Genomic DNA, 10,118 nt, shown 5'->3' on the forward strand with positions numbered 1-10,118 from the left:
GGCCGCCGCATCCTGCGTCAGGGCGTGGCGGCTGGTCCGCGTCCGGGCGCGCACCACATCGACGGTGTCGGCGACGAGATTGCGGGCGATACCGGTGAGGTTGGCCAGGTGCACGAGCTGCACGAACGAATCGAGCCCCCGCAGCGAATCCCGGTAGCGGCCGATCTCACCGTGCGGCTCGACCGGTACGTCGGTGAGAACGGTCGTGCCACTGCCGGTTTGCCGCTGTCCGATACCGTCCCAGTCGTCGACGTGCTCGACCCCGGGATGGCGGGCGTCGATCACCACGAAGCTCCGCGTGTCGTCGTCGCCGAGGGCCGCGGTGCGGATGTAGTCGGCGAAACGCGTTCCGGTGGAATAGAACTTGGTACCCGAGACCACTCGCTCGCCGGACTCGGTGCGACGCACGCGGGTGGTGATCACTCCCCACCCCTCGCCGTCACCGAGGCCGGCGACCTGCGCCGAGGGTTCGGATTGTGCGTTGCCGAACACCGCACCTCGCCCGATCTTCGTCAGCCAGTATCGCCGGATGTCGGGATCTGCCTCCGCGCGCAGGATCTCGGTGGTGGTGAAGTGCCCCCGCCAGATCTGCGGCACGTTGGAGTCGGCCTCGCCCGCCTCGGCGAGAAGTGCGGCCAGTGTCGGCAGGTCGATGTCGAAGCCGCCGAATTCGCGCGGCACCCGAAGACGGCCGAATCCGGCGTCGGCGAGTTCGCGGATCAGGGCGTACGGGTGCTCGTGGTGCAGGTCGCGGTCGCCGACACCGACGGCGAGTCGGGCCAGTACCGAACGGATCCGCACCAGTGCCTCCGACAGCGAGCCGGGCGTGATGTCCGACGGTGCCGTGTCGGGTGAGGTGGTGGCGTCGTGCACTGTCATGAGCGGGGTCCTCCCGAGACGGTCGTCACTTGCGGTGCAGCCTGGTCGAGTTCGCTTCCGGCGATGGCGGTGAGCAACCGCACCGTGTAGGCATCGGTGGGGCTGTGGAACACCTGCTCGACGGTTCCCTGCTCGACGATCGCACCGTGACGCATCACCACCACCCGGTCCGAGAGTGCGGCGACGGCGGCGAGATCGTGAGAGATGAACACATAGGTCAATCCACGTTCGCGTTGGAGCCGGTCGAGCAGCGCGAGGATCTGTGCTGCCACCGAGACGTCGAGCGCCGAGATCGGCTCGTCGAGCACCAGGATCTTGGGCTCGAGGACCAGCGCACGGGCGATCGCCACACGTTGTCGTTGGCCGCCGGAGAGTTCCCGCGGGTGACGATCGATGAAATCGGCAGGGAGCGCCGCGGATTCGAGCGCCGCCGCGACCCGCTCGCCGAACACATGGCGCCGGGCGCGCTTACTGTGCCGTGCCCACCATGCGGCGTCGGCGAAGGCGAGGAAGGGTTCGGCCACCACGTCGAACACGTCGAATCGGGGGTCGAAGGAGGAGTACGGGTTCTGATAGACGATCTGGATATCTCGGCGCAACGGCCGAAACCCTCGACGGCCCAGTGCGGTGACGTCGTTCCCCAGCACCGACACCCGGCCCGCGGTGGCGGAGGTGAGTCCGGTGAGAACCCTGGCAGTGGTGGTCTTTCCGCTGCCGGATTCGCCGACGATCGACACCGTCTCCCCCGCCCGCACCGAGAACGAGATGCCGTCGACGGCCGCGAAGTCACCGAACTCCTTGCGGAGGTCTTCGACGTCGATGAGGGTTTCGGCATCGACCGGGACGGCACGGCGATCCGCGCGCAGGGACAGCCGCGAAGGGACGCTGGCGAGCAGTCGGCGCGTGTAGTTGTGGCGGGGGTCGGCGATCACCTCGGCGGTCGGACCGAATTCGACGATCTGCCCCTGGTGCATCACTCCGATCACATCGGACCGGTCGGCGGCGACACCGAGGTCGTGGGTGATGAGAACGATGCTCGTCGACGATCGTTCCCGCAACGTGTCGATCAGATCCAGGACCTGCTTCTGTACCGTCACATCGAGCCCCGACGTCGGCTCGTCGGCGATGATGAGGTCCGGGTCGCCGGCCACCGCGGCGGCGATGAGTACGCGCTGACGCATGCCGCCGGACAGTTCGTGCGGGTATTGCCCGTAGCGACGTTCCACCTCGGTGAAGCCGACCAGTTCGAACAGCTCGTGTACCCGTTCGCGTCGTGCGTCGGCATCGAGATCGGTGTGCAGACGCAGTACGTCCTCTACCTGATGCCCAACGCGCCGAACCGGATCCAGCGACACGGTGGGGTCCTGGGGGATCAGCGAAACGGTACGGCCGCGAAGGTCACGCCACTGTTTGCCGGTGAAGGTGGTGAGCTCGTGGCCGCGAAAGGTGATCGATCCGGCGGTGATCTCCCCGTTCTCGGGGAGTAGACCGAGGATGGCGTGGCCGGTGGTCGTCTTGCCCGAACCCGACTCGCCGACGAGGGCGAGCACCTGACCGGGTTGGACGTCGAAGCCGATGTCGTGCACGACGTCGTGCAGTTCACGTTTGACGCGGTAGCCGATCGAGAGTCCGCGCACCGACAGGACCGGGGTGGTCATGAGGCGCTCCGTTTCGCGAGATGACGGGAGATGTGGTTGGTGGACAACACGACCGCCACGATGGTGAGCGCGGGGTACAGGGTGAGCCAGCCGCGGGTGGCGATGTACTTGCGGCCGTCGGCGACCAACAGTCCCCACTCGGGTGCCGGTGGCTGCTGACCGAGTCCCAGGAAACTCAGCGAGGCGATCCAGATGATCGCGATACCCAACTGCACGGTGATCAGCGAGATGGTGGGGGTCACAGAATTCGGGAGCACGTGGCGGATCAGGATCGTCGACGAGCGGGCACCGCTGGAGACCGCAGCCTCCACGTAGTTGCTGGTGCGCACCTTGAGGACCTCCGCGCGGGTGAGCCGGGCAAAGGTGGCTGCGGAGGTGAGACCCACTGCGAGAGCGGCGGGTACGAGCCCGGTGCGCCCGGTTTGTGCGCTGTACACCACCACGATGGTTATGGCGAGGAGGAATCCGGGGATGGACAGGACGACGTCGATCAGGCGCATCGCGGCGGAGTCGGTGATCCCACCGAACCAGCCCGCCACCGCGCCGAGGACAGAACCGACGAGCACTGCGACCGCCACGGCGAGACTGGCGCCGAGCAGCGAGGCCCGCGACCCGTACACGGTGCGCGCGTAGAGGTCTCGGCCCAGCAGGTCGGTGCCGAACCAGTGGTCGGCGGACGGGGGTTGCAACCGGGCGGTGTTGTCGATCGCGATCGGGTCGTAGGAGGTGAAGATCCCGGGCACGATCGCCCAGGCGATCGCGAGGGCGAACACGGCGACCGCCAGGACCAGGCCCCAGTGCCCACGAACCCACCGCAGTGTGCGTCGACCGCGTGACTCCGATTGTGCGGCAGCACCGTTCGGCACCTGCGGGCTCGCCGGCCGGGATGATGTCGTGCGGATCGTCGACGGTGTCGTCGCGGGTCCATTCGGTTCGAGAAGCGTCATGGCATTGCCACCTCCGCGGGCAGGGTGTGGCGCCTGGCCGACGGCGCGTCTTTCGTGGCGGAGACCCGCGTGGTCGGGACCGATCTGGGCCGCGTGCGCCGTGCGCGCGTGGCGGAGGTGGTCACGAGGATGCGCGGATCGAGGAACGGGTAGGCGATGTCGACCAGGAGGTTGGCCACCACGTAGATGGCCGCGGCGATGATGACGACTCCGGACACCACCGGCAGGTCCTGGGTGTTCACCGCGACCATCACGAGTTGACCGAGACCCGCACGGGCGTAGACAGCCTCGGTGACCACCGATCCCGCGATCAGTTCACCGCAGGCCAGACCCAGGAGAGTGAGCACCGGCAGCGACGCATTACGCAGGACGCCGCGGCCGAAGATGTAGCGCTCTCCTGCTCCGCGCGCGGCCAGCACGTGGACGAACGGCTGCCCCCGCGTCGTCGCGATCGATGACGCGAACACCTGCGACAAGGGCGCCGCCACCAGGATGCCCAACGTGAATGCCGGTGCGATCAATGCCGTCAGGCTCCCGTTGTCGGACGCCGGGATCAGGTGCAATCGAAAAGAGAACACCTGCAACACGAGAATGCCGATGACGAAGGTCGGCACGGACGCGAAGAACGGCGGAAGCCCTTGCAGTGCACCGCGTAACCAGGGCCAGGGCGCATAATTGATCGCCACCGCGACCACCGCCGCGATGAGCAAGCCGAAAACCAGTGCCAACGCCGTCAATTGGAGTGTGGCCGGCAGAGCCGCGGCGAGCATCTGGCTGACCGGCGTCCCGGTGGTCAGCGAGTATCCGAGGTCACCGTGCAGAACCCCGCCGAGCCCACTCAAGTACTGCTGCCACAGCGGGCGGTCGATGCCGTAGTAGTCGAGAAGGGTTTTGGCTGCCTCCGGTGTCAGCTGCGCCTCCGGGTCGGCGATCTTGTTGTGGACCGCGTCGCCGGGGAGCGCGCTGAGCAGGATGAATGCGAGGGTGTAGGCGGCCAGCAGGACCAGAACGGACTGGCCCACCCGCCTCAGGATGTAGTGACGCATGATGACCTCGTCGGTTACTGGCTCAGCCAGGTGTCGTAGAGCCAGGAGCGGCCGGTGGATTCGGTGCCGAATCCATGGACATTGGAGGCCAGGCCGAAGACCTGGGTCTCGTCGTAGAGCGGGATGGAGTAGCCCTCACCGAAGATGCGGTCCTCGATCGCCGCGATGGCGGCCTTGCGCTTGGCGGGATCGAAATCGGCGGACTGCGCGTCGAGCAACTGGTTGAGCGTGGTGTCGGGCCGGTAGTTGCCGGTCACGTTCTGCCGGTCGGTCTCATAGGCGGTACGCAACACGCCGGGATCGGCCGTCGAGGTCTGGCCCTGACTGAAGTACCAGTCCTTGCCCGACGCCAGCTGCGCCTCGTAGTCCGTCACCGACGGACTGGTGAGGGTGACCTCGACACCGGCCTTCTTCCATTGCGACTGAACGACTTCCAACACCGATTGCGATACCTGGTAGTAGGGTGCGATGCGGATGGGGAAGCTCAGCCGCTTGCCGTCCTTGACGCGGATCCCGTCCGCGCCCGGCTTCCAGCCGGCGTTGTCGAGCAGCGATTTGGCCTTGGCGAGGTCATAGGTGAGGTACCTCGAGGAGTCCGCCCGCAGCGGTGTGCCCTTCACCAGCGCGCTGGTGGGGATGGGGTAGCTCGGCGAGAGTGCGGTCTTGTTGATCTCGTTGCGATCGGTCGCCGCCTGCAACGCCAGGCGCACGTTCTTGTCCTGGGTCGGCGCGGCCGGATCGGCCAGATAGACGGTCAGGTCGTTGGTCTCGCCCTGCACCGGCACCGCGATGAGTTGGCCACCGCCGGAGCTGACGGTCTGCTCGTCGTACGGCGCGATGTTGCGGGAGATCTGCGCTTCGCCGGACTGAAGTGCACCGACCCGGGTGCCGGCTTCGGGAACGGTCTTGAACACGACGCGCTCCAGGTAGGCCTTGCCCGAATGGCCCGATCCCTCGGGTGCCCAGTTGTAGTCGTCGCGACGTTTGAGGGTGATGCCGGTGGTGCCGTTGACCGAGTCGACGACGAACGGCCCGGTACCGACGATGTTCTGGGCTTCGCTCTGCCCGTTGAGATCCCGCTCCAGATAGGACTTTCCGAGAATCGAACTGGTCCGATAGTTCGAGAGGATCTGTAGGAATCCGGCATTGGGTTTGGACAGCTTGACGACGACGGTGTGCGGATCGACCACATCGGTTCCGACGTAGTCCGACCAGAACGGATCCTTGGTGATGCCGAGACGCTCGTCTCCGTTGCCGTGCTGATCGAAGTTGGCTTTGACGATCGCTGCGTCGAACGGTGTTCCGTCGCTGAAGGTGACGCCGTCGCGGAGCGCGAAGGTGTAGGTCAGGTGGTCGTCGCTGATCTGCCAGGACTTGGCCAGCCAGGGCTTGAAGTCACCGGTTTTCGGGTCCTGCCAGACGAGGCGTTCGGTGAGATTGTCGGTGACCTGACTGTTCGACCAGATGGAGTTGGTCGAGGTCCATGCGGTGTACTGCACCGGGTCGTAGAACGTGAGCGTGCCACCGGACACCGGTGGACCGGAGGCGTCCGAGGACGTCGACGCCCCGCTGCCGCAGGCGGCCAGCACCGTCACTGCGGCGAGGGTTGCTGCCGACGCCGCCAGCAGACGGCGAAAACTTGTGGTGGTCAAGGAAATCTGTCCTCTCGAGACATGACTGAAGACATGCGGGGATGGGGAAGTGGTTGTGCAGAAGCCAACCACCCGCGGCGGCGACCGTCATCTGTTCGGGTCAGGCTGAATGCAACGAGATCATCGGCGCTGGGGCGCAGTACTTTTCGTGATGACTCCGCGAAAGGACTTCGATGCCTGCAATCACCGCCGCGCAATCGAGCATCCCCCGGCCAGATCGGGTGGCCGCCGACGAGGTCGACGATGCCGATCAGATCCCCTTCGTCACAAGGGTTGCCGACTATGCCAACACTGTGTTGCGCCCGTACGGTCTGCAGGCCGATCGGGACGGCGTACCACCACAACGGGTTGCCGAGTTCGCCGACGTCAAGCTCTTGAATCATCTTGCGCCCAAGGAGTTCGGCGGGGCGGCGCTGTCACGTGCCGCCGACCGTCGGGTACACGAGATCCTCTCCGGCGCCTGCCTCAACACGTGGTTGGTCTGGGCGCAACATGCCCCGATCGTCGGTCGGCTTGCCAAGGAGTACGCCCGCGGGGTCGAGGTCTCGCAGCGCGCGAGCGACGTGCTGTCGGGGCGTCTTCTGGTGGGTGCGGCCATCAGCGACGTCCGGCGCTTTCCCGACCACTTCGTCGAGGCCACCCGCGTCCGAAACGGCTGGCGCCTGAACGGAACCGTCTCCTGGTTCAGCGGTTGGGGTCTGAACTCCGCGGTGTTCGTCGCGGCGGTCGAACCCTCGAGCCGCTCGGTCATCACGTCGCTGATCCCGATCGATCACCACGTCACCGCGAGCGCCCTCGGACTGAGCGCGCTCGGCGGCAGCCGCACGCAGCGGGTTCACCTGAGTGATGCGCCGGTCGCCGACGCCGACGTCATCTCGGTGCAGCCGCTCGACGAGTGGCGTCGTGAGGACGTCGACACCGTCAGCGACGCACGGCCCCAGCATTTCGGGCTCGCCGCTCGGGTCATCGATGAGCTCCGTGCCGAACGCGAGCCGATCGCCCGCGAGATCGCCGAAACATGGGCGCCGCGGATCGCGCAGATCCGTGCCGACGCCTACGGGCTGTCGGACGAGGCGATCGCGGCCGGCACCGGGCCGCATCGCACGCAGGAGCGGCTCGCGGTGAAAGCCGCGAGCGGCGAAGCACTCTCGACATTGACCCGCGCTCTGCTCATCGCGCGATCCGGGCACGGCATCGGGCTCGACGACACCGCGCAACTACATGCCCGCTCGGCATTGTTCGTTCTCGTACAAGGGCAGAACGCCGACGTTCGCAGAGCCCAGCTGACCCATCTGAACCTCCTTGACGCACCCACGAAATCGAAAGACTCATGAGCGAATTCCTCTGGTACATCCCGAATCAGATCGATCCCGGACACCGGGGCGACGACACCGTCGCCGATCACAACACTCTCGATACGCTGACCCGGCACGCCACCGCGCTCGAACGCAATGGATGGCAGGGTGCACTGATCGGCACCGGGTGGGGTCGCCCCGACACCTTCACCGTCGCCACCGCGCTCGCCGCACGCACCACGACCTTCGAGCCGCTCGTCGCGGTCCGTCCCGGTTACTGGCGTCCGGCGAACTTCGCCACCGCCGCAGCCACTCTCGACCACCTGACCGGCGGACGCCTGCGCATCAACATCGTCTCCGGCAAGGACGATCTCGCCGCGTACGGGGACTCCGACGGCGATCAGGCCGCCCGGTACGCCCGCACCCGCGAGTTCATCGAACTGGTGCGCAGGTTGTGGACCGAGGAGAATGTCACCTATCGCGGTGACTATTTCGGGGTGGAGAATTCGACGGTGGTGCCACGCATCTCCTCGCGGCCCGGCCGGGCTCACCCTCGTATCTACTTCGGAGGTGCATCGGAGGCCGCCGAACGGGTGGCCGCCGAACAGGCTGACGTCCAACTGTTCTGGGGTGAACCACTCGACGGCGTCGCCGAGCGGATCGCGCGCCTCAAGCGCCTGAGCGAGGAGGTCGGGCGTCAGCATCCGCCGTTGGAGTTCGGTCTACGGATCACCACCTTCGTGCGTGACACCACCGAGCAGGCGTGGGACGAGGCACAGGAGAAGGTCCGGAGTTTCGCCGACCGCGGCGCCTACGGCCAGAACCCGCACCGCAAGGTCGCCGTCGGCCAGCAGCGATTGTTCGAACTCGCTTCGCGCGGTGAAGTTCTCGACGACAACCTTTATACGACGCCGGGGAAATTCGGCGGTGGCGGTGCGGCCACCACGTGGCTGGTGGGCTCGGCCGAGGACGTGGCCAAGTCGCTGCGCAAGTACCAGGATCTCGGCATCACCCACTTCGTGCTGTCGGACACCCCGTATCTGCGCGAGATCGAACGACAGGGCAGCCAACTCCTGCCGCTGCTGAGAGGATGACGGCAGAAGCCCTCTGCCCCAGCGCCGAATCGCCTGCCGCCACCCTCGACCGCCGCCTGCTGATCGCCGTGTTCGCCGTGTCGAACACGGTGGCCTATGTGGTGCTGATCCAGATCCTGCCCGTCATCATCGACAACATGGCCGACGATCTCGGTGTGTCCCGCACCGCGGTGGCCGGGGCGTCGACGATCTCCACGTTGATGGGTGCGTTGGCGGCGTTTCCGATCGGTCGCCTCATGGATCGTCACGGCGGTCGGATGATGATGACCGCGGGCTCGCTGATCGGTGTGGGTGCCGCGGTGATGTGGTCGCAGGCAACGTCGCTGGCCGTGCTGTATGCGGCGTTCGTCTTCGTCGGCCTGGCGATCGCGATGTCGACGTACGAGGCGGCGTTCGCGGTGATCGTGGTGGCCACCGACGCGCCTCACCGGGACCGGACGATCCTGGCGGTGACGATGATCGCCGGACTGTCGACCTACCTCGTCTATCCGGCGCTCGGGTGGATGAATACCGAATGGGGCTGGCGGACCACACTTCTGGTACTCAGTGCGATCTTGTTGGTGACCGCGGTCCCAGGTCATCTGATGGTGATCCCGTCGCGAGAACGGCACCGGAGTCGGGTACAGCGCCGAACGGGGGTGCCCGTCGGTGCAGCGTTTCGGCAGCGCCGGTTCTGGTTGTTGTTGATCGCCTTCGTCGGGCAGGCCGGATCGGTGGCCGCGTTCCTGTTGCTGGTGATCTCCTATCTGCTGTCGGTGGGGCACTCGATGTGGATCGCCACCTCGATACCGGTGTCCATCGGTGCGATGCAGATCCTGTCGCGACTGGCGTTGGTCACCGTGCTGCGCGGCGTCGCGCTGACACCGGTGGCGTGTGGGGCGTTCGCGATCCAGGGCCTGGGTTTGATGCTGCTGCCGCTGGCCGGTCTCTCGGTTCCGGTGACCCTGCTGTGTGTCTCCGCCGTCGGCATCGGGCAGGGCGTCGGGGTGATCGCGCGGCCGTCGATCATCGCCGACAACTTCGGTGTCGCCCACTTCGCCAGTGTGCTGGCCGCCATCACCGTGCCGATGGCGTTGGCCCGTGCGGCGTCGCCGCTGATGGGCGCATGGCTGGGCGACTGGCGGTTCCTGGTGATCTGCGGCGCGTCGGCCCTTGTGGCGTCGGCGGCTCTGCTCCCCCTGCTGCGCGGCGGCCGGGTCAGTGCAGACTCGCCGTGACGACCTCGGCCAGGTACGCCGGTCCCGTCACATTCGCAGCATGTCCCTGTCCCGAGAGTATTTGGTGTGCAACGACATCGGGTAGCACATCGCCGAGTTCTGCCAGTCGTCGGTGCAGGTGTCGTGGGCTGTCCTCGCCCTCGATGAAGGTCACCGGCAGCGTGACCGTGCGATAGCGGTCGACGCCGACGCCGAGGCCGTCGATGGCCTCGGTGTCGGCGAGTTGCCCGGCTGCGTGGCGGGTCATGTACTCGGCCGTGGGGGGGTTGTCCAACAGATGCATCACCAGGTGGTCGGGCATGCCGACGATGTCGCGCAGATGGATCCGCA

At 66.6% G+C, this 10,118-nt stretch carries 8 protein-coding genes and 1 pseudogene; 3 read left to right on the forward strand and 6 right to left on the reverse strand.

What is annotated here, in order from left to right; all coding sequences use genetic code 11:
- The 5 genes from B1964_RS19240 to B1964_RS19260 form a co-directional block, all read right to left on the reverse strand.
- A partial coding sequence (locus B1964_RS19240; protein ID WP_079930912.1) for an acyl-CoA dehydrogenase family protein occupies positions 1 to 879 on the reverse strand: 879 nt, incomplete at its 3' end.
- Complete coding sequence (locus tag B1964_RS19245) at positions 876 to 2,537, reverse strand: ABC transporter ATP-binding protein (RefSeq protein ID WP_079930905.1); 1,662 nt, start codon at positions 2,535 to 2,537, stop codon at positions 876 to 878. The genes B1964_RS19240 and B1964_RS19245, both read right to left, overlap by 4 nt.
- Positions 2,534 to 3,484: an ABC transporter permease gene (locus B1964_RS19250; protein WP_079930906.1), complete on the reverse strand. Its 951-nt coding sequence runs from the start codon at positions 3,482 to 3,484 to the stop codon at positions 2,534 to 2,536. The genes B1964_RS19245 and B1964_RS19250 overlap by 4 nt, the downstream gene beginning before the upstream one ends.
- Positions 3,481 to 4,530 (reverse strand): ABC transporter permease, encoded by a 1,050-nt coding sequence (locus B1964_RS19255; RefSeq protein WP_079930907.1) that lies wholly within the window; start codon positions 4,528 to 4,530, stop codon positions 3,481 to 3,483. Before B1964_RS19255 ends, B1964_RS19250 begins: the two co-directional genes overlap by 4 nt.
- A gap of 14 nt (positions 4,531 to 4,544) precedes the next feature.
- Positions 4,545 to 6,182: an ABC transporter substrate-binding protein gene (locus B1964_RS19260; RefSeq protein WP_079930908.1), complete on the reverse strand. Its 1,638-nt coding sequence runs from the start codon at positions 6,180 to 6,182 to the stop codon at positions 4,545 to 4,547.
- A gap of 173 nt (positions 6,183 to 6,355) precedes the next feature.
- On the opposite strand from B1964_RS19260, the gene B1964_RS19265 reads away from it, so the two are divergent.
- Genes B1964_RS19265 through B1964_RS19275 form a run of 3 tightly spaced genes read left to right on the forward strand, consistent with a single transcriptional unit; the run spans position 6,356 to position 9,788 of the window.
- Complete coding sequence (locus tag B1964_RS19265) at positions 6,356 to 7,516, forward strand: acyl-CoA dehydrogenase family protein (protein WP_079930909.1); 1,161 nt, start codon at positions 6,356 to 6,358, stop codon at positions 7,514 to 7,516.
- Positions 7,513 to 8,571, forward strand: a complete 1,059-nt coding sequence (locus tag B1964_RS19270; RefSeq protein ID WP_079930910.1) for an LLM class flavin-dependent oxidoreductase — start codon at positions 7,513 to 7,515, stop codon at positions 8,569 to 8,571. Before B1964_RS19265 ends, B1964_RS19270 begins: the two co-directional genes overlap by 4 nt.
- Positions 8,568 to 9,788: an MFS transporter gene (locus B1964_RS19275; RefSeq protein ID WP_079930911.1), complete on the forward strand. Its 1,221-nt coding sequence runs from the start codon at positions 8,568 to 8,570 to the stop codon at positions 9,786 to 9,788. The genes B1964_RS19270 and B1964_RS19275 overlap by 4 nt, the downstream gene beginning before the upstream one ends.
- Here B1964_RS19275 and B1964_RS19280 read toward each other — a convergent pair.
- Positions 9,769 to 10,118 (reverse strand): annotated as a pseudogene (locus B1964_RS19280) (alpha/beta hydrolase); the annotation flags it as partial. The gene B1964_RS19275 and the pseudogene B1964_RS19280 overlap by 20 nt on opposite strands.

The sequence above is a fragment of the Gordonia sp. i37 genome, from assembly GCF_002043085.1.
GTDB classification, from domain to species: domain Bacteria; phylum Actinomycetota; class Actinomycetes; order Mycobacteriales; family Mycobacteriaceae; genus Gordonia; species Gordonia polyisoprenivorans.

Coding starts and splice junctions, on each gene's coding strand:
- B1964_RS19255 (WP_079930907.1), bottom strand. CDS start 4,530: ATGCGTCACTACATCCTGAGGCGGGTGGGCCAGTCCGTTCTGGTCCTG.
- B1964_RS19270 (WP_079930910.1), top strand. CDS start 7,513: ATGAGCGAATTCCTCTGGTACATCCCGAATCAGATCGATCCCGGACAC.
- B1964_RS19245 (WP_079930905.1), bottom strand. CDS start 2,537: ATGACCACCCCGGTCCTGTCGGTGCGCGGACTCTCGATCGGCTACCGC.
- B1964_RS19250 (WP_079930906.1), bottom strand. CDS start 3,484: ATGACGCTTCTCGAACCGAATGGACCCGCGACGACACCGTCGACGATC.
- B1964_RS19275 (WP_079930911.1), top strand. CDS start 8,568: ATGACGGCAGAAGCCCTCTGCCCCAGCGCCGAATCGCCTGCCGCCACC.
- B1964_RS19265 (WP_079930909.1), top strand. CDS start 6,356: ATGCCTGCAATCACCGCCGCGCAATCGAGCATCCCCCGGCCAGATCGG.